The 18,724-nt window shown below is 62.4% G+C and carries 17 protein-coding genes and 1 pseudogene; 4 read left to right on the plus strand and 14 right to left on the minus strand.

All coding sequences use genetic code 11. From position 1 onward, the window contains the following. Window positions 1–547: 547 nt before the first annotated feature. From EV140_RS05695 to EV140_RS05740, 10 genes are all read right to left on the minus strand, one after another. Window positions 548–955 carry a RidA family protein gene (locus tag EV140_RS05695; RefSeq protein WP_338418539.1) on the minus strand — a complete coding sequence of 136 codons (408 nt, stop codon included), beginning with the start codon at window positions 953–955 and terminating at the stop codon, window positions 548–550. Then, entirely contained in the window at window positions 952–2,181 is a 1,230-nt protein-coding gene (locus EV140_RS05700) for a M20 family metallopeptidase (protein ID WP_130281972.1), read from the minus strand. The genes EV140_RS05695 and EV140_RS05700 overlap by 4 nt, the downstream gene beginning before the upstream one ends. 1 nt (window position 2,182) lies before the next feature. Continuing rightward, on the minus strand, window positions 2,183–3,418 hold the full coding sequence (locus tag EV140_RS05705; RefSeq protein WP_130281974.1) for an aminotransferase class V-fold PLP-dependent enzyme: 1,236 nt from the start codon (window positions 3,416–3,418) through the stop codon (window positions 2,183–2,185). After that, complete coding sequence (locus tag EV140_RS05710) at window positions 3,403–3,717, minus strand: L-rhamnose mutarotase (protein ID WP_130281976.1); 315 nt, start codon at window positions 3,715–3,717, stop codon at window positions 3,403–3,405. Before EV140_RS05710 ends, EV140_RS05705 begins: the two co-directional genes overlap by 16 nt. A 2-nt stretch (window positions 3,718–3,719) precedes the next feature. After that, window positions 3,720–4,541, minus strand: a complete 822-nt coding sequence (locus tag EV140_RS05715; RefSeq protein ID WP_130281978.1) for an amidohydrolase family protein — start codon at window positions 4,539–4,541, stop codon at window positions 3,720–3,722. Beyond that, a complete protein-coding gene (locus EV140_RS05720; protein WP_130281980.1) occupies window positions 4,532–5,551 on the minus strand; it encodes a Gfo/Idh/MocA family protein in 1,020 nt (339 codons plus the stop codon). The genes EV140_RS05715 and EV140_RS05720 overlap by 10 nt, the downstream gene beginning before the upstream one ends. A gap of 41 nt (window positions 5,552–5,592) precedes the next feature. Beyond that, window positions 5,593–6,606 (minus strand): ABC transporter substrate-binding protein, encoded by a 1,014-nt coding sequence (locus tag EV140_RS05725; protein WP_157985612.1) that lies wholly within the window; start codon window positions 6,604–6,606, stop codon window positions 5,593–5,595. Window positions 6,607–6,684: 78 nt separating this feature from the next. Then, window positions 6,685–7,650: an ABC transporter permease gene (locus tag EV140_RS05730; protein WP_157985613.1), complete on the minus strand. Its 966-nt coding sequence runs from the start codon at window positions 7,648–7,650 to the stop codon at window positions 6,685–6,687. A 92-nt stretch (window positions 7,651–7,742) separates the two neighbouring features. Further along, the gene (locus tag EV140_RS05735) at window positions 7,743–8,558 is read right to left on the minus strand and encodes an ATP-binding cassette domain-containing protein (protein ID WP_130281986.1); all 816 of its coding nucleotides are present in this window, start codon (window positions 8,556–8,558) and stop codon (window positions 7,743–7,745) included. Window positions 8,559–8,683: 125 nt separating this feature from the next. Next, complete coding sequence (locus EV140_RS05740) at window positions 8,684–9,253, minus strand: helix-turn-helix domain-containing protein (RefSeq protein WP_130281988.1); 570 nt, start codon at window positions 9,251–9,253, stop codon at window positions 8,684–8,686. 82 nt (window positions 9,254–9,335) lie between these two features. On the opposite strand from EV140_RS05740, the gene EV140_RS05745 reads away from it, so the two are divergent. The 4 genes and pseudogenes from EV140_RS05745 to EV140_RS05760 form a co-directional block, all read left to right on the plus strand. Beyond that, window positions 9,336–11,018: a hypothetical protein gene (locus EV140_RS05745; RefSeq protein ID WP_130281990.1), complete on the plus strand. Its 1,683-nt coding sequence runs from the start codon at window positions 9,336–9,338 to the stop codon at window positions 11,016–11,018. A gap of 9 nt (window positions 11,019–11,027) precedes the next feature. Then, complete coding sequence (locus tag EV140_RS05750; protein WP_130281992.1) at window positions 11,028–11,879, plus strand: fumarylacetoacetate hydrolase family protein; 852 nt, start codon at window positions 11,028–11,030, stop codon at window positions 11,877–11,879. Window positions 11,880–11,887: 8 nt separating this feature from the next. Then, window positions 11,888–12,631, plus strand: a complete 744-nt coding sequence (locus EV140_RS05755) for an SDR family NAD(P)-dependent oxidoreductase (protein WP_130281994.1) — start codon at window positions 11,888–11,890, stop codon at window positions 12,629–12,631. A 187-nt stretch (window positions 12,632–12,818) separates the two neighbouring features. Beyond that, window positions 12,819–13,945, plus strand: a pseudogene (locus EV140_RS05760) (IS3 family transposase); the annotation flags it as partial. A gap of 450 nt (window positions 13,946–14,395) precedes the next feature. Here EV140_RS05760 and EV140_RS05765 read toward each other — a convergent pair. The 4 genes from EV140_RS05765 to EV140_RS05780 are packed head-to-tail and all read right to left on the minus strand — an operon-like array spanning window position 14,396 to window position 18,721. After that, window positions 14,396–15,628 carry a Gfo/Idh/MocA family protein gene (locus EV140_RS05765; RefSeq protein ID WP_241971321.1) on the minus strand — a complete coding sequence of 411 codons (1,233 nt, stop codon included), beginning with the start codon at window positions 15,626–15,628 and terminating at the stop codon, window positions 14,396–14,398. Next, window positions 15,625–16,443: an SDR family oxidoreductase gene (locus tag EV140_RS05770; protein WP_130281996.1), complete on the minus strand. Its 819-nt coding sequence runs from the start codon at window positions 16,441–16,443 to the stop codon at window positions 15,625–15,627. Before EV140_RS05770 ends, EV140_RS05765 begins: the two co-directional genes overlap by 4 nt. After that, window positions 16,443–18,176, minus strand: coding sequence for a GMC family oxidoreductase (locus EV140_RS05775; RefSeq protein WP_130281998.1), 1,734 nt, complete (start codon window positions 18,174–18,176; stop codon window positions 16,443–16,445). Before EV140_RS05775 ends, EV140_RS05770 begins: the two co-directional genes overlap by 1 nt. Beyond that, on the minus strand, window positions 18,176–18,721 hold the full coding sequence (locus EV140_RS05780) for a gluconate 2-dehydrogenase subunit 3 family protein (protein ID WP_198674363.1): 546 nt from the start codon (window positions 18,719–18,721) through the stop codon (window positions 18,176–18,178). Before EV140_RS05780 ends, EV140_RS05775 begins: the two co-directional genes overlap by 1 nt. Window positions 18,722–18,724 lie beyond the last annotated feature (3 nt).

An 18,724-nucleotide genomic window follows, 5' to 3' on the forward strand; every position in this document is an offset into this window, starting at 1 on the left:
ACCAGCATCGAGGGAGGCCCGCCTCACGCGGCGGAGCGACCCGGGGTGGGGAATTTCGATGAGCAGAACTGAGGAATTTCAGTGAGCGCCGTCAGGAGCTCAAGAATCCCTCACAGCTACGGCAGCGGGAGAGTTACTCACCACCGTCCATCGTTCTTGCTGCTGCCGCCCGTAGCGCGGAGCTGGGCGCTACGAAACAACTAACCCCTGTCCCCTGTTCGCCTCCAGCATTTGGGGCGGCAGGGTACCCGGCGACACCCACGAGGAAGACTTAGTGGGTGTTCACGAGCGAGCCCTTAAGGCTCTCCAGGTAATCACTCGAGTGGTGCCCGGGGCCGCATCGGCCAGGCGCACGATGCGGCCCCGGGGGTTCTTAGATTCACGCGGATCACTCGACCCATGCCGAGCTATGCGCTCGGTCATCGACATTGGTTCGGGATCCCGACCCAGGCGGCGCGGCCTGTCGTTCGAGCTCAATCACGCTTTGGGCTTGCCGTCTACTACGAAAGAAGAAGATGCGAGATTGGGATTCCGCTTCGGCTAGACCTTACTTATCCCCGACGAATGCGATCGCCTCTACCTCTACAGTGAACCCGCCGGCGAGCGCTATTCCGAAGGTGCTTCGCGCTGGCTTGTGATCACCAAAGAATGCGGCGTATTCCTCGTTGAAGATGGCGAAGCTCTCGATGTCGGTAAGGAGGCACATTGTCCGCACAACATCGCCGATTTCTGCGCCACTTTCAGCGAGGACCGCCTTCAGGTTCTTGAGGGACTGCCGCACCTCCTCGCGGAAGTCAGACGGTGTCTCGCCAGTCGACGGATCAACGCCAATCTGTCCTGCCGTGAAAACGAAGTCACCCACGCGTGATGCCTGGGAGTAGTGACCACCGGGAGCCGGTGCGTTAGTGGTGTGGATAAGCTGCATGCTAATTGCTCCTTTGTCTTGGTTGATCATCGGCAGAAGTCCGCGGCGATCCGCGCATACATTCGTGCGGCCTGATGAATGCTCTCGACACTGACGAATTCGTTGGGGCCGTGCGCACAAGTCAGCACGCCAGGGCCAAACGAGGGAAGAGTGGGGATGCCGATCTGTGAGTACCACGGCGCATCCGTCCCCCCGGGGAACACGCCAAGTGGCGGCGCCTCTCCGAGTACATCTTTGGACGCGGCCTGCGTCGCGGTGACGAGCGGGTGCTCTGCGTCAAGCTCGCTCCACGGGACCCAGTCAAGCCCGGGCTCGAACGAGTACTCGACTTGGAGCTCCGGGTCGGCCGCTCTGCAGGCATCCAGCCATGCTTCGATGCCGACAGCAACTTCGTCTTTCGTCTGACCGGGGACCGTGCGCAGGTCGCACGCGAACTCCGCGCGCCCCGGAACGACACCGAAAAATGTGCCACCGCTGATCATCACGCCAGCGTTGAGCGTCGGACCAACCTGACCGAGCGGGTGCGGAGTGAAGGGAACGTCAAGTTCTGCACCGATTCGGGTCATGAGGTCAGCGAGCTTGAGAGACGCGTTTACAGACGGCATCCGGTCAGAGAGGCTCGAATGCATCTGGGTACCGTGGACGATGATGCGGAACCCGCAAACTCCCCGTGAGACCAGGTGGATGCCCTGCCAATCGTGGTCCCATCCGCTTGGTTCCCCAATAAGGATCGCGTCGACGCCGGTGACGTGTGGCGCCACGAACTTTGCGCCGAGCTGAGCGCCCGCCTCTTCATCGGCAATCATCCCAATTACTAGGTCGCCGCTCAGTGGGGTTCCAGTTTCCTTGAGCGCGTAAGCGGCATAGATCATGGCGGCAACGGCAGCTTTCATGTCCGTTGTGCCGAGTCCGAACATTGTGCCGTTGATGGTCGTGGCCTCGAGGGGTTCGGTCCGCCATTGCTCGCGAGCCTCGCCAATCGGCTTGGTGTCGATGTGTCCATTGAGCATGAGATTCTTGCCACCCCCGGTGCCGCGAATACGGGCGATGAGGCTCGGCCGATCTTCGGACGGTCCGATAACCGTCAGTTCGTCAGCGAGTCCAAGCCTGGTCAGAGTTTCTTGCAGGAACTTCACGATCTCGCGTTCGTCGCCGTGTGGCGGTATCTGACTATTGATCGCCACCATGTCCTGAACGAGTGCAATGAGGTCGTCTTCCCGTTGGGCAAGGTAGGCGTCGATTTGTTCATGTGACATGTCAAATCCTTTCTAGAGGCATCTCTGCAAGTACGGCTGTCACGCCCGCCAGAAGACGCGAGACGTCGCCTTTCGAATTCAGAACATGGAACGAGGCTCGAACCCGCCCGTCGCCGCCCCACACCAGCACCCCATGATCTGCAAGCCGCCGAGCAAAAGCCTCGCCGCCCGGGTGCAGGAATGCGACGCTACCGGCGTGTCTGGCAGAGTCGGAGGGGGTGATCACCTCAAGTCCCAAGTCGCTCAACCCGGCCATGGCTGCGCCGACCAAGGCGAGTGAGTGAGCCTCGACCTTCGCGATTCCAAGGTCAAGGATCGTGTCGATTCCAGCGCCGAGACCCGCAATGTCCGCTAGCGCAGGGGCTCCCATCTGAAACCGCGTCCCGTCGAGGTTCCAGTTGATTTCGTCGAAGCGCTTGTCCGTGAACATGTTCTCTAGCGACCGCCAGCCCACCGAGCCTGGCTCGAAGTCAGGCAGGCGATCCTGGTTCCAGATTACGGCGCCGACACCGTACGGACCCAGGGTCCACTTATACGAAGCTGTGACGGTAAGAGCCGCAGCAGAGAGATCCATGTCGATCACGCCAAGGGAGTGCGAGATGTCGACGAGTAGCGGCACATTTGCTCGATCCGCGATCTGACCGAGCTCCGTGAGACTGTGTCGAAGTCCGGTGACGTAACCGACATGGCTCACAGCAATCGCCGTGGTGCGCTCATCACAGTATTCCTCTATCGAAGACGCGGGCATCTCCCAGTCGTCATTCCGCGGGACGACGCGGACCTCGAGACCGTACTGACGCAACCGCAGGAAGGGTGCGAAGACAGCGGGGTGTTCGTACTCATTGATGACGATGTTGTCACCGGGTGTCCACTTCCAACCGTTGGCGATCGCGCTCCACGCCGTCGAGGCATCACCGAGCATTCCCACCTCTGACGCTCGCCGGCCGGTCAGCTGCGCGATGCTGTCCCGCGTGTGACTCTCGGCGGCGTAGAGGAAGTCCCGACCCCCCTCGCCCAGACTCTTGGCCCTATATGAGGCGACAATCGCGTCCTCGACCCGCTTGAGCGCAGGCGAGTGCGCACCCCAGTAGAGGTACGCGTCCGAAGTGAGGTTGAGGAAATAGCTCGAGTCGAGCAGGGGGGTGTCCCCGGGAGTTATCATGGGCGCTTTCTGTTGTTCATGCGGGTTGACGGTCTCGGATCGCGCGTGTTCTCTGACAGTCAGGGCATTCGCCATATTTCGTGGCTGATCTTGAGTTGCCCGTCGGCATCGAGTGGGTTGTGCATCAGCGTGCGGATGTGTCCACTCCAGCGCTGATTGTCGGGATCGTCGTCCAGCGCCCGGAGAGTGTCGAATACCGATTCAACACATTCACCAAAAGCGATGACTGCATGATCGCGTCGGAAGAGTGAGTAGTCGGTGATACCCACCCGCTTCATCGCTTCGACTACTTCCGGCCAGATTTCCAGATGCTCCTGCTCGTACCGATCGAGTGTTCCCGGGAGCAGTTCGAAGGTGTAGCAGAATCGGGGCATCGTCAGCTCACCTCGAGGATGCGCTGCATTGTCTTGCCGGTGAGGTCGTCCACCTCGTCGGCGCTGAGTTGCTTGCTGAGCCAGTCCGGAACCGAGAAAAGTTGGTCGACTGTCACTGTGCCCAAGCCAGGTGAATAGTCTGACCCCCAGACCAAACGAGAGATACCGAACGCCTCCATCGCCACGCGGACGTCTGCTTCGGCCTGACGGTGCGGAAACTCTGGATCGATCGCGTACAAGCCAGTCAGTTTCACTGAAACTTGCGGATACTTCGCCAGCTCGGTCAGCGCAGCCAATCTCTTTGGGGTCCACGGCGCAAGAGAGTCAGCGGAAGAACATTCGATGGCGGCCAGTCCGGGCAGCCCGAGATGACTGATGAGCACCTCGCTTCTCCCTAGCCTCTCGATTACGGGTCCGAAGCCGGCGAGCGCCGCGGGCGTCGCATTCACGCTGAGGATCGATCCGTGCTTGTCGATCGCGCGCCACACGTCGGCCTGCACCTGTTCAGCCAGGGCCGCATCCGAACCGAGGTAGAGGGAGAAGCCCGCTGCGCCGGCGGCGACAGCTTCGTCGACGGATCGAGCGCTCGCGTTTGTCGGGTCAATGAAGCTGAGGGGGACAATCCAATCGTGGTCTCTGGCGAGATTCAGCACGTATGCGCTGTTCCCCCTGAACCGGGAGTCGCCCTCGAAGCCGACCACGAGCGCCTTGTCGATCCCATACCGCTTCCGGAGAGACTGGTAGTCCTCGAGCTCCGCGCCGGCCGGCCTATTGTCGGCATACCCGCGTTCGAAGAGGTGAATGTGCGAGTCGATCAGAGACATTCGCCGGCCTCGATTCGATGCGTTCTGGCAACCGCAATGATCTGCTCGGCGAGGTCGATACCTGCAAGCGCTTCGTCAAGGGTGACCACGGTGGGCGGATTCTCAAATCGGACCGCGTCGACGAACTGACGGATCTCTTCACGCAAAGCGCCGTGTCCGCCGTCGGGCGTCAGGCAATCGTCCACAAGGCTGGCCCCCGGACCGAAGTCGCGAACGCGGGGCGCAAGAGAGAGCGAAAGTGCTCCATTGTCGCCGATGACCTCGAAGGAGTCCGAAAGCGATCCTGCCGCGAGCGACCAGGAGACTTGGAAGGAGATCGCCGTGCCATCTGTGGTCTCCACCTCGGCCCAGACGGCAAGCGGTTGCGACCGCGAGTGCGCCTCAATCTGTCGCGCAGTAATGTGAAGCGGCGTGGCACCGGTCAGCCACATCGCAAGATCTATGTCGTGAATCATCGTCATGAGAACCGGATGAACGTCATGAAAGAGCTCATCATGGTCAGTCGTGCGGTGACGTCGAAAGGACAAGGCGCGCGGGGTGCCGACCACACCGGCTTCTAGCCGACTTCGGAGTTCTTGATACGGGGTGGCGAACCGGAGGATGTGTGCCGGCATAACGAAACCGGGCGCCCGCTCGACCGCCTCTCGCAATGTGCGCCCCTCGGTGCTGTTCATGACGACAGGCTTCTCGAGCAGCACACTTGCTCCACCCTCGAGCGCGGCAAGAGTTGGCTGAAGGTGGAAGGTCCCCGCTGTCACAACGGCAACGGCATCCACCGCACGAGCCTCGAAGAGCTCTTCGGTGGTGCGGTACGTCTCCTGCACGGAAAAACGGGTTGCGAGTGCCTCTGCACGTTCGATCGAGCGACCGACAACTGCGATCAATTCGCAGTCAGGGTTCTCTGTGAACGCTTGAGCGTGAAGCTCTGCAAAGGGCCCAGAGCCGACAATGGCCACTCGCACCGCCTGATGAGTGAGCGGGTGGTGAGAGTGGCCGTTGTCAGAGCTCATGGAACTTCTGCCTTCTATTTGCTTCGGTGTGAGGTATCGATCTAGCAGGTCGGGTTGTAGATGTATCGCTGGGTCTCATCGCTGTCGACGTTGTCCGCGTCGATGATGTAGGCCGTGACGTACTCCTGGTACTCCAGGTCGCCCGAATCAAGATCCCCATCGATAATTCTCGCGATGCGCGCCACCGAGTCGTAGCCAAGACCGTAGGGGTCCTGCGCGACGAGCGCCTCGTAGACGCCGTTCTTGAGGTCCTCGACCTGCGAGGGGTCGGCGTCATAGGCGACGAGCTTGACCTCACCGGTCTTGTTCGCGGCTTGGATTGCAGCCGCGGCACCTGAAGATGCCGGGGCGAGGGTCGTGTAGATGCCCACCAGGTCCGGGCTGGTAATCGCCGCTGCTGCGATTTGCGACGCCTTCGACTGGTCAGCTTCCGAGTATTCGGTCGGAAGCACGGTGACATCCGGGTACGCCTCTGCCATCCGCTCCGTGAAGCCGTCGACGCGTTCCGCGTTTGCCGCAACCCCGGGGAATGAAGCGATTACGAGGACAGTTCCCGTTTCACCGATCGACCTGGCGAGCGCGTCTGCCGCGAGTGCACCGGCGCTAATGTTGTCCGTGCGGATGTTCTGCGCCTCGACCGGTTCGTTCAGGCTGCCGTCGACGGTGATTACAGGGATTCCGTCGGCAACGATGTTGCCCACGGTCTCGATGAGCCCAACAGGATCGGTCGGGACGAGCACCATGCCGCCAGGCTGCGACTGGACTGCCGCGTTGATGAGAGGCGTCTGGGTTGCGACATCCCAGTCGGCGTCACCCTGCCAGTCAAGGTCGACGTTGTATTCGTCGGCAGCCGCCTGCGCACCGCACTGCATGACCTGAAAGTACGTTGCAGTCATCTGCGCGGCAACGAACGAGACAACTCGGCTACCTGCCGCCGCATCGTCAGAGCCGTCTGCCGGTGCCGTTGCGCTGCTGCACGAGCTCAGCACCAACGCGAGGGCGGACGCGGCCGCGATGACGCTTCCGCGCTTTAGGACGTGTGATTGTTTTTGCACAGTGTTCTCCTTTTGGCTGGATGGATCTCTTGGTGGGTGTGAAGGTCTGGAGAGTCCGCACAGCGGAGCAGAGACTGACTAGCTGGGTGCCGCGCGGCGGCGCTGGTCGATTCCGACGGCGATCAAGAGGATCACACCTGTGACGACCAATTGATAGAACGAGCCGACTCGCATGATGACGAGCCCATTGATGAGAATGGCCGGGATGATGGCCGCGATCATCGATCCCAGTACTGACGCACGCCCACCAAACAGGCTCGTGCCGCCGATGACCACAGCCGCGATCGCCGCGAGAGCGTCCCCCTGATGGCCCTGGATGTTGGTCGTCAAGAATCGAGAGATATCGATGAATCCGACTAGGCCGGCGATCAGTCCCATGATTCCGAAGAGCTTCATGCGCTGCAGCTTCACGTTGATCCCAGCGCGTTGAGCAGCCCGGATCGACGACCCCATCCCGACCGTGTGGGTACCGAAACGCAGTCTCGTCATGACAAACCAGGCGATGGCACCGATAAGGACGGCGATGAGCGCCGGAATGGGGACGACCCCGAAGAGGTCGGCTGAGCCAAAGTTCCTTTGCAGCTCACGAGGCAAGGCGCTGACGTTCACCCCGCCCGTGATGATGTAGGCAACTCCGCTACCAACACTCATCATCGCGAGAGTCACAATGAAGGAGTTGACTCGGAGCATGTTGACAAGCGTCGCGTTCACAATGCCGAAGAGAGTGCCCGTCACCATGGCAGCGAGGAGTCCAAGGAGTATTGCTACACCGGCATTGCTGTAGTTGCCGGCGAGCACCTCTTCAGGCGTCCCGCCCATGAAGGTGATCACCTTGGCTGCAACCACAGACGACAGAATCACGTTCGCACCGATTGAGAGGTCCAGTTCGCCAGCGCCCAACAGGAAGGTCATTCCAACGGCAAGCAAAATGAGCTGTGCGGAATCGAGTGCAAGATTGCGGAAGTTGGTGGGACCGAGGAACACCCCGTTGGGGGAGAGCAGACCGAAGATGAGAATGAGGATGAGTACAACGACCGCGATCATGAATGCTGTCGACGTGACGATCCTCTTCGCTAGCGGCGGTTCGCTGCTGGAGAACGTTGCGGCGGAAGTGTGCGGGGACGTCTTCGTGAGGTTCATGCTTCGTCCTTCTGAGCTGTAAGCATCGTCGTCAGTACGTCGACTAGCTCGAGACCGTCTGTTGGCATTTGAGACACCACGGCACCGTGGCGCATGATCGCCATTCGATCGGCGAACTCGATCATCTTTGGGATGTCGTGGCTCACGAGAATGACGGCAAGCCCGCGATCTGCAGCCGCGCGCACAGCGTCGTAGACCATTGCCGTCTGCTTTGTCCCGAGCGCTGCCGTAGGTTCATCCATGATGATCGCTGCCTTCGCCCACATGACAGCGCGTGCCACTGCGATTGCCTGGCGCTGGCCCCCCGAGAGGGCGCTCACTGGAACGGTGAGTGAGGGAACCTGGGCACCGAGAAGAGTCATCGCCTCCTTGGTGCGTTGCCGCATGGACTGCTCATCAAGCTTGCCGAGTATGCGACCGAAGCCTCTAACGAGTAGCTCGCGACCGAAGAAGAAATTCTGCGAGACAGTCAGGTCGGGAGCTTGTGCAAGGTCTTGGTAGACGATCTCGATCCCGAGCTCCCGAGCCTGACGAACGGATGCTACGTCCACGCTGTTGCCCCGCAAAAGGAGCTCGCCGCCGTCACTTGCGTGAACTCCCGCGATGACATTGGCCAGCGTCGATTTGCCGGCACCGTTGTCGCCGATTAGCGCGAGCACCTCTCCCGGGTAAGCCCTGAGCGACGCGCCTCGCAGCGCCTCGACGTGGCCGAAGCTTTTCGTAATTCCACGAGTCTCGATGACTGGCTGCGCCGTCGATTCAAGGCCCGGGTCGTCAGCTTCCGTAATGTCGGCTTCCAAAAGCTTCTCCATTGAAATTGAACTCAAACATGTTCGCCATGTCAGTTACTCGTTCGCTCTACCGAACGACACAAGTAAACCAAAGCTAGGTCACCGCGTCAACACCTCGTGACGGATAGTGCCGCCTCGGCGACTACTCAGTTCACGAATGGGTACTGCTGCACGACGAGCAAGCGTCCACCGTCGGCGCGTGCCCGATAGATGTGGGGTTGATCGGCATGAAAGGTGATCATGTCGCCCGGCTCCAGAAGAGTCATGGACTCGTCTGGCCCCACCTCGACCAGGCCGCTGAGGCAAACGGCGCGTTCCACGACACCAAGGGAATTGCCCCGTGAGCTTCGTTTCGCATTCGGCGCCAACGACACAATCGAGACTTCAACTTCGCCAGAATTGCGCCACGATGCCATCAACTGAGCCACAAACTTGTCACCATCGTGTGCGATAACAGGCGCATCGATGAGGCGCTTGAGCTCAACTTCGCTACGACCAACGGGTCCCATGAAGAGTGCGCCCAACGAAACGTGCAGGGTCTTGGCAAGCGCCCAGAGCGTGTCGAGCGACGGGTTCCCGTTCCCCCGCTCGAGCTCAGACACCGTTGACTTCGCCAGTCCTGCTTCTCGAGCGAGGGCGGAGGCACTCATGCCCCTGCGCTCGCGCCACATTCGAAGGTTGTTGGCCAAAGGCGAAAGGAGCTGGCGTTGTTCCATGGTGTCGGCTATGTTACATAACCACCTGCCGTTCGCTCTACCGATCGCTTCCCCACTTCTACGCACAAAGAGGAGACGATCGATGTCGCAGGGTTCCCACGTTCAGATGTTTGGCCGAGTCACTGTTCTCGGTGCCGACGCGCATCCGCATGCGGCACGACGACTCAAGGAGTCATGGGCCGACTTGGAGTGGCTCGACGCGGCCGCAGGGTCGGTCGTTCCAGAATCCATGCCCACAGTCATGTTGCGTGAATCAGCAGGCTTGGATGAGGGCGCTTTCCGCATTGAGGTGGACTCAACGGGCGCAGTGCCGTCGATCACGATCACGGGCGGACCATTCTCCGGCGTGATCTTTGGAGTTGAGGAGCTAGTTCAGCGGATCTCCCAACCAGCACCCAACGGCATTCGCATTGCGGACCGCAATTTGGAGCGCACCCCCAAGCTGGCGTACAGGACTTTCTGGACCTGGGATCACTCGACCAACTGGGAGCTCAATCAGATCGGGCACCAGGAGATCGGTGTGTTTAACTCGTACGGGAAGCCACCTGGAGGCTTCCTTGCGGACTACCGCCGGATGGTTGACTTCTGCAGCATGAATCAGATCGCGGCCATCGTGATCTACGGCTTCTTCCGGGACAGCCACGGCGGAGTCGCTGCCGCACAGGAGTTGTGTCGCTACGCCAACGAACGGGGCGTCCGGATCCTCCCGGGAATTGCGATCGGGGCCTACGGAGGGGTCTATTGGGAGGGCAAACACCCCTACAATCTCGCGACGTGGCTCGATCGGAACCCAGGATACGAAGCCGAAATGGAGCGAGGGGTCGGATTCCAATTGCAGGACCTCTCCTTCCCCCTCAGCTTTCCCAAGAGTGACTACACTCGCACCGCCTGCCCATCCGAACCCGCCAACATCGAGTGGATGCGTGATGCGATTTCGTGGCTAGTAGAAACCGTCGACGTTGGCGGCATCAACATCGAGGCCGGCGACTACGGGGTCTGCGGATGTGCGAAGTGCAATGCCCGACGCGGCGAGCGCGAGACGGCAGCACGGCGCGACAACGACGCCGAATTCTGGTCGCACGCCGACATGGCCGACAACTTCCCCGTGTTGTTCGATGCCGCCCGATCTCAGCGAAAGGATCTTTGGTTGTACTGCGAGTTGCAGTGGGACAATCTCCTGGACCCCGCCGCCCACGATCCGCTCAACACGCTTCCTCAGGGAGGCATCTACCAGCACACGTTTAATCGCTCGTATTGGAATCGGGCGCGCACCGAGCTCACCGCAGCAGACGTCAGGTCACTCCCCACGCAGACCAACGTTATTCGTAGTCAGTTTGCCTGCCAATGGAATGGCGACGAGCGCACGGAACGCTATGCCTTCAACGCCCCCGACTTCGCAGAGTTGGCAAGAACTTCGGCGGCGCTTGACATGCAGGGGCTCACGGTGTGGGGGGAACCTTCGCCGTACCACGTTTCTAGCGAATTGAGCTACCTCGCTTTCGGCCGATTCACCTATGACCCCGACCTCACATGGGAAGAGTTCATGGCACAGGATGTCGCCCCCCGGGTCGGCGGTCAGTCTGAAGCTGATGCCTTCGTGAGGCTCATGGAGGAGCTCGACGGCAGCGCCAGGATCGACGCAACCCGCCTTCGGGGCATCCGCGATGAGGCGCTCGATGCTGCCAAGAGCACGGTTGGCGACGCAGTGCGCCGATGGCTGTGGCTCGCGGACCGGGCGAGCCAGCGCAGTTTCATGGGCCACTAGGAGTACGCAATGAAGCTCATGCGCATCGGCGAGCCCGGCAAAGAGATCCCGTGCGTCGTGCACAACAACATCTACTACTCGATCGCGTCACTCACGCCGGATGTCGACCACCATTTCTGGATGGAGAGAGGGCCTGAACGTGTCGCAGAAGCACTTTCCTCCTCGCTTCTTCCCGAGATATCAACCGACGGTGCCCGCATCGGCGCACCGATAGCGCGACCGTCGTCCGTGTTCTGCATAGGCATGAACTATGCGGCGCACGCGGCAGAATCCGGGTCAGAACCCCCGACTGTTCCGATCTTGTTCCACAAGGCACCCAACACCGTTGTCGGACCCAACGACAACGTCGCGATTCCACGAGGATCATCCAAGACCGACTGGGAGGTTGAACTCGGTGTCGTCATCAGCAAACGAACGTCATACCTCGATTATCGAGAGCAGGCTGGCGAATCGATCGCTGGATTCGTCACGGTAAACGACCTCTCGGAAAGAGAATTTCAACTGGAGACGTCCGGTGGCCAATGGTCGAAGGGCAAGAGCTCCGCGGGCTTCTGCCCGGTAGGGCCGGTGCTTGTCACCCCTGACGAGTTTGACCCCAGCGACGCACGGCTTCGCAGTTGGGTGAACGGGGAACCTCGCCAGGACTCAACGACTGCAGACATGATCTTCAGCGTCCACGAGATCATCTTCAACCTCAGCCAGTACCTCGTGCTGGAACCGGGGGACCTTATCTGCACAGGCACCCCCGAGGGAGTCGCACTCTCAGGACGTTTTCCCTACCTCAGGGTCGGTGATGTGGTCGAGGTCGAGATCGATGGTCTCGGCCGTCAGCGCCAGCACTTCACCCCTTCCCACCCCTAAGGACAAGCATGGAATTCGACGGACTCACAGCAATAGTCACCGGCGGAGCGTCCGGTATCGGGGCTGCTACTGCCGCCCAACTCGTGGAACGAGGCGCACAAGTCGCAGTGCTTGACTTGACCCCTGAACTCGCGGCGGACAACGTGATCGCGTTGGCGTGTGACGTCTCTGATGATGACTCGGTACGCTCTGCCGTTGCTCTAGCGGCAGAGCAACTCGGCGGAATCGACATCGTCGTCAACAACGCGGGAATCGGTGCGCAAGGCACCATCGAGAGGAACGAAGACGATGAGTGGCACCGCGTTTTCGACGTCAATGTCGTCGGACTTGTTCGTGTTTCCCGCGCAGCACTACCCTTCCTTCGCGATTCGGGACATGCGGTCATCGTAAACACCTGCTCTATCGCAGCAACGGCTGGCCTGCCGGAGCGAGCGCTGTACAGCGCAACGAAAGGCGCCGTACTTTCGCTCACCATGAGCATGGCAGCAGACCACCTTCCCGAGGGAATCCGTGTGAACTGTGTGAATCCAGGGACAGCGAACACGCCGTGGGTCGAACGTCTTCTTTCCTCAGCAGCAGATCCTGCAGCAGAGCGGGCAGCGCTAGAAGGGCGTCAGCCACACGGGCGTCTTGTTGAACCGGACGAGGTGTCCGCCGCAATCTGCTACCTCGCTAGCCCACTCGCTGAGTCAACAACCGGGGTGGCCCTCGCCGTCGATGGCGGAATGCAGGGGCTTCGAATCAGAACGTGACAGCTGCTCCGTCAGAGACGTGATGCCCAAGGTTGCCGCCCACCGGCCAAAGGGCCCCAGAGAAGACAGAAACCCCCGAACCCGTAGGTTCGGAGGTTTCCTATGTCCTGAGACAGGAGGGCGTGAGGAACGAACTGGTGACAACTGATCGTTAGTGCCGCAGGGCGCTGGCGGGGAGGATGTCATCATGCCCGGTCCCTATCCCAGAGAGTTCCGCGAGGACGTCGTCGCGGTCGCTCGTAGCCGTGAGAGCGGCGTCACCATCAAACAGATCGCCACCGATTTTGGTATCAGTGAGGCGACGCTGCAGAACTGGTTGCGTCAAGCCGATGTCGAGGAAGGCAACCGGCCCGGTCAGACCGCCGCCGATGCCGCGGAGGCCCGGGAGTTGAAAAAGCGGATCCGCTTGCTTGAGCAGGAGAACGAGGTGCTGCGACGTGCGGCGGCGTATCTGTCGCAGGCGAATCTGCGCCTCGGTGGCTCCCCAAAATGACGTACCCGCTCGTATCTGAGCTCGCCGATGCGGGGATCCCCGTGACGGTGTCGTGTCGGGTTCTGAAGCTCGCAAGACAGCCCTACTACCGGTGGCGCAACGACCCCGTCCGCGCTGCCGACGTGCTCCGCGCGTATCGGATCAACGCGTTGCATGACGCGCACCACGTCGACCCAACGTTCGGTTACCGATACCTCGCCGACGAAGCCCGTCGAGCGGGGTGGCGGATGAGCCGGCGGACGGCGTGGAAGCTGTGCTCGCAGGCCGGGATCCTCTCGTCCGCCCAACGTCGAAGGTGCCGGAAGGGCAAGAAGGCCGGGCCGCCCGTGTTCGACGACCACGTCCAGCGCGTGTTCCGCGCTGATGCACCGAACCGGGTCTGGCTCACGGACATCGCGGAGCATTGGACAGGCGAAGGCAAGCTCTATTGCTGCGCGATCAAGGATGTGTTCTCCAACCGGATTGTCGGCTACTCGATCTCCGACCGGATGACCGCGAAGCTCGCCGTCGACGCCGTCCGCAACGCCGTCGCCCGCCGTGGTGAGGTCGCCGGCTGCATCCTGCACGCCGATAGGGGTAGTCAGTTTCGGAGCCGGGCGATGGCCCGCGAGCTGCGCCGCCACGACATGGTCGGATCGATGGGACGCGTCGGCGCCGCAGGGGACAACGCGGCCATGGAGTCGTTCTGGTCACTGCTGCAGACGAACGTGCTCAACCAGCACCGGTGGGGCACACGGCAGGAGCTGCGGCTCGCGATCGTCGTATGGATCGAGCGGAAGTATCACCGTCAGCGCGCGCAGGACACCCTCGGCGGCTTGACGGGCGGCACCGGGCCCGCGCTCATCAGCCGGCAGGCCGACCCAAAGGACCCCAGAAACGCAGGAAACCCCCGAACCAGTAGGTTCGAGGGCTTCCGATGTCCTGAGAAAGGACAATGGCGGTGACGGTGGGATTTGAACCCAAAGAGCCCCGATCCAGTCCGCGCCGGTTCGCTCAGTTACCCCGGAATCACGCGAATACTAGGTCTTCATTCTCAGCTTTTAACCCGGTTCGGTTGATCCCGATTCTGTTCACTTGTGGGCAACTGGTGGGCAACGAGGATAGGTATGCCCCCGCTCCGAACGAGGGCGACTACCGGGGCCAGTCACCTATGACAGCGAGCAGGCCCGCGAAGCCACCTACTACGGGTCCACCACTGCAATCACCACAGCCCCTCCCCGGCTCGACGGCCACGCCGCTCAACCCGTATTCATAACCTCACGGGGAACTACTTAGGAGGGCACGACCTCGGTCTCGCCCTCCCAGGCCGGCTCGCGTCCCTCTTCGAGAGACACGTCGAACGGCTTCTGATCGCTCAGCGTCCACTCCGGCAGGTAGGTCTTCTGGCCACCGTTGACGGCCGACTCGTGCGACAGGATGCCCGCACACGTGATGTTCGCCGCCTGCACCGCGTTGGGGAACGCCTCCCCCTCGCCGGCGACCGCCATGAGCAGCGCGTGGGCGAGATGCGGGTGCGATCCCCCGTGGCCGCCGCCCTGCACGAACGACCGGTGCTCCAACTCGCCCTCATCGGTGTAGACGCCCGCGGTCGTGAACGACTGGATCTCGGCGGGCAGCCGGCTCGCGAAATCGGGCACCTCGACCCGCTCCGCACGCTCGCCGAGGTAGACGACGTGCGCGCCGTCCTCCGTCTGCGACCACTCGAAGGAACGGATCGCACCGTACGCGTCGAAGCTCTCCCGGTACTCCCGGGCGACGGCCCAGAGATGCCGGGTGACCTCCGCGCCCAGATCAGCGTCGAGGAACTTGATATGGGTCGACTCGATCGCGAACGGCGAGCCGTAGGCGGACTTCATCCGCTCGAAGACCGAGCCCGATCCGAGCGCCTGAACATACTCGGCCTGGTGGCGGCCGAGCGCGAGCGTGGGGCTGATCGCATGGGTCGCGTTGTACATCGGCGGCATGCCGTCCCAGTACGACGGCCACCCGGTCATGTCCTGGTGGTGCGAGGCGCGCAGGAACTGGAGCTTGCCGAGCGCGCCCGAGCGATAGAGGTCCTGGACGAAGAGGAACTCACGGCTATAGACCGTCGTCTCCATCATCATGTAAGTCAGGCCGGTACGACGCTGGGCGTCGACAATCCGCTTGCAGTCCTCGACGGAGATCGCCATGGGGATGGTGCAGCCGACGTGCTTGCCCGCCTTCAGCGCGGCGACGACATGGTCGGCGTGGAACTGCAACGGAGTGTTGATGTGGATGATGTCGATGGATGGGTCGGCCAGCATCCGGTCGTAATCGGTGTAGCGCACCTCCACGCCGTACCGGTCGCCGACCTCGTCGAGCTTCGATTGCGTGCGCTGACAGATGGCATACATCTCGGCATTCGGGTGCCGCTGGTAGATGGGGATGAACTCCGCACCGAATTCGAGTCCCACGATGCCCACTCGGTACACGTCCTGGATGGCCATGTTCTCGTCCTTTCCTGCTCCGACGGAGCTGCTCACTTCTTCGTTTCTCCCGCGTCGACGGTCATCGCGAGCCCGGTGACGCGGCGCGCCTCGTCCGACAGCAACCAGGTGACCGCTGCCGTGACGTCGTCGATCTCGACGTTCCGCGCGATCAGCTGTCGCTCGCGAAACCCGCGCAGCAGGTCCTCGCGCGGAATCCCGTTCAGCTCGACCATCGCGGTCGTCATGTCCGTGTCGACCCCGGCGGGGTGAACGGAGTTGCACCGAATGCCGTAGGGTCCGAGCTCCGCGGCGAGCGCTTCCGTTAGCCCCACGAGACCGGCTTTGGCCGCCACATAGTGGCTGAGTCCGGGCACCGCCTTGATCGCGACCCCCGAGCCGATGAGGACGACGGATGCGGTCTCGGCCCTCTGCAGGAGATGGGGCACGACCGCTCGACAGGTGTAGAAGGCCCCCGACAGCGTGACGTCGATCATCGTGCGCCAGTTCTCGACGGGGAGCTCCCACGTGTTGTGGAACCCGTCGGTGATGCCCGCGTTCACCACGAGGTGGTCGATCCCGCCGAGCCTCTCGGCGGCGGCATCGGCGGCCGCTTGAAGCCCCGCCGGATCGCGCACGTCGACCTCGAAGACCTCGCCGGAGCGACCGATCGCGCGCACCTCCGCGGCTACGGCAGCGAGGTCGGCGCTCGTCGCGGTCGGATAGGGCGGATGATTGATCACCCCGCCACCTCCTAGGTCGACGAGTGCGACATCCGCTCCCTCGCGGGCGAGCCGAAGCGCATGGCTGCGACCCTGACCACGACCTGCGCCCGTCACGAACGCGACCCGGCCGCTGAAGCGGTCGCCCACTATGCGACCATCGACGTCGAGCTGGCGAGCCGGAGGCCGTTAGAGGCGAGGAGACCCTCCGCGCTCAGATACGCGAGCGCCTGCACGGTCTGGTTCGGGTTGTATCCGCCGTAACTGACGAACTGGCCCCCGCCGACGGCGAACAGGCCGCGGCACTCGTGGACCTCGCCGTGCACGTTCGTTACCGATGTCGCGGGGTCGAGGCCCATGCGATGCACCCCCACGTCGTGGGTTGACAGGTGGTACGGCGGCCGAGGTGAGTCCATCCAGTACTCCGTCGCGCCCATCTCCTTCGCGATGCGCTCCTTGTACCGACCCATCAGGGTCACCGAGTTGGCGTCGTGGTCCTCCCAATCGTGCGTGATGCGCAGGGCCGGTTGACCCCAGCGGTCCTTGACGACCGGGTCCAGGTCGGCGTAGTGACGCGCATAGGGGAAGTTGGTGGTCTGCGAGTACATACGATGCATGTGACGGTACTTGTCCCGCATCCAGTGCTTGAACTCGAGGCCGAACTTCGCGACGCCCGGATTCATGTTGTGGTACGCCTCGATCGGCTGAAGATCACCGGTGACGCTGATGATCGGCGATCCCCACAGCACACCGAGGTCGTTGTCGGGAACGAGCTCGGAGGTGTAGTCGTCGATCGCGCTGGACGCGTTGAACGTCCCCATGAACGGGTTGGTAACCTCCGGCAGGACCGAAGTGAACCAGCCGAAGTTGTGCGTCATGAAGTGCTGACCCACCTGACCGTTCGCATTGATACCCGAGATGAGCATCAGCCGCACGTTCTCGAGCGCGTACGCCGTCAGCACGACGGTGTTCGAGAACACGTCGTGCGTCTCGCCGAGCGCATCGACGTAGGTCACCCCGCGCACTTCGCGCCCGTCGGGAGAGCGGTTGATGCGCAGTACCCGGCTGCGCGCACGGAGCTCGAGGTTGCCCGTGGCCTTGGCCGCGGGCACCGACGTCACCTGTGTCGTGGACTTCGCCTTCACATGGCACGGGAAGCCATGGCAGAACCCGCAGTTCACGCAGGCAGGACGACCCCGGTACTCCTCGGAGTTGATGGCGAGGGGCTGACGGAACGGATGCAGACCGAGGCGCTCCGTCGCCGCCACCCACGGCACATCTCCCGGCCCCTGTGCGACAGGCGGCATCGGGTAGTCGCGCTCACGAGGCGGATCGAAGGGGTTTCCGCCCTCCTGGAGCACGCCCCCGACATTCCCTGCCCGCCCGGAGAGGCCCTGCTCCTGCTCGACCCGCTCGTAGTAGGGCTCGAGGTCGGCATAGCTGATCGGCCAGTCCGCGAGCGAGGACCCCTCCGGCAGCGCCGCCTCCCCGAACCTCTCCGCGATCGCCGACCGCATCCGGAAATCCGCCTCACGGAACCGGTACGCGGCGCATCCCCAGTGCAGGGTCCCGCCCCCCGTGCCGATCGAGGGCAGGCCGTAGAGCGGCTCGTCGGTCCCGAGCGCACCCGCCGACCAGGGCAGCACACGCGCCGTCGACGACTCGTTCGGACGCCACGTCACAGGATCGACGTTCACGCCGGCCACGATCGCCCCGCGCTGGTAGTAGCGCAGTTCATCCTGCTTGACCATGAAGTCCTCCTGCGTGTAGTCAGGACCCTTTTCGAGTGCCAGCACGTGTGCACCGGCCTTGGTCAGCTGCTCCGCGATGATTCCTCCGGCCGAGCCCATTCCGACGATGATCGCGTCGTATTCCGCTCTCATTACATGCTTCCAATCCGGGCGTAGAGATCTTTGACCGTGAGGATGGGGATGCTCGACGAATCGACCCCCGGGCGCATCTGCTCCGGCGAATAGCCCCACTGCGCGCCGGGGAAGCCCACCAGCTTCCAGCCCACGACGTCACGATTGCCGCCGTAGGCCGGATCGCCGAAGAACCCCTGCACGGTGTGTTCGCGAACGATGCGGTAGAACTGCCCCAGGAAGGCGTCCGGTCGAGCGCCGCTGAGCTCGTCGAGCTCTGCGATGACCGCGAGCTGCTGCTCGCCGTCGAGGTCGAGATACGGGGCACCCGCGGTCTCCACCGCGAACGCCTCGAACTCCGCGAGCCCCTCCCGGTAGACCGGCTGAAGGTCGCGCATGAACCCCGACAACGCACGGTCTATGTACTCTGTGACCCCGGCTTCCCGCGCCCCCGGCGACCCCTCCTCTGAGGGGATGATGTGGCCGACGATCGCGTCGATGGTCGCGGCTTCCCGCGGATTCAGGAAGAGAAGGGCGAAGTCGGGGTGAAACGTCGACCCGGTCATCAT

Source organism: Microcella alkaliphila, from assembly GCF_004216855.1.
GTDB lineage: Bacteria > Actinomycetota > Actinomycetes > Actinomycetales > Microbacteriaceae > Microcella > Microcella alkaliphila.

Excerpts from the sequence above, each read along its gene's own strand:
- EV140_RS05740 (WP_130281988.1), bottom strand. The coding sequence starts at position 9,253 with ATGGAACAACGCCAGCTCCTTTCGCCTTTGGCCAACAACCTTCGAATG.
- EV140_RS05730 (WP_157985613.1), bottom strand. The coding sequence starts at position 7,650 with ATGATCGCGGTCGTTGTACTCATCCTCATTCTCATCTTCGGTCTGCTC.
- EV140_RS05735 (WP_130281986.1), bottom strand. The coding sequence starts at position 8,558 with ATGGAGAAGCTTTTGGAAGCCGACATTACGGAAGCTGACGACCCGGGC.
- EV140_RS05755 (WP_130281994.1), top strand. The coding sequence starts at position 11,888 with ATGGAATTCGACGGACTCACAGCAATAGTCACCGGCGGAGCGTCCGGT.
- EV140_RS05775 (WP_130281998.1), bottom strand. The coding sequence starts at position 18,176 with ATGAGAGCGGAATACGACGCGATCATCGTCGGAATGGGCTCGGCCGGA.
- EV140_RS05710 (WP_130281976.1), bottom strand. The coding sequence starts at position 3,717 with ATGCCCCGATTCTGCTACACCTTCGAACTGCTCCCGGGAACACTCGAT.
- EV140_RS05705 (WP_130281974.1), bottom strand. The coding sequence starts at position 3,418 with ATGGCGAATGCCCTGACTGTCAGAGAACACGCGCGATCCGAGACCGTC.
- EV140_RS05750 (WP_130281992.1), top strand. The coding sequence starts at position 11,028 with ATGAAGCTCATGCGCATCGGCGAGCCCGGCAAAGAGATCCCGTGCGTC.
- EV140_RS05745 (WP_130281990.1), top strand. The coding sequence starts at position 9,336 with ATGTCGCAGGGTTCCCACGTTCAGATGTTTGGCCGAGTCACTGTTCTC.
- EV140_RS05715 (WP_130281978.1), bottom strand. The coding sequence starts at position 4,541 with ATGTCTCTGATCGACTCGCACATTCACCTCTTCGAACGCGGGTATGCC.
- EV140_RS05720 (WP_130281980.1), bottom strand. The coding sequence starts at position 5,551 with ATGAGCTCTGACAACGGCCACTCTCACCACCCGCTCACTCATCAGGCG.
- EV140_RS05695 (WP_338418539.1), bottom strand. The coding sequence starts at position 955 with ATGATCAACCAAGACAAAGGAGCAATTAGCATGCAGCTTATCCACACC.
- EV140_RS05780 (WP_198674363.1), bottom strand. The coding sequence starts at position 18,721 with ATGACCGGGTCGACGTTTCACCCCGACTTCGCCCTTCTCTTCCTGAAT.
- EV140_RS05700 (WP_130281972.1), bottom strand. The coding sequence starts at position 2,181 with ATGTCACATGAACAAATCGACGCCTACCTTGCCCAACGGGAAGACGAC.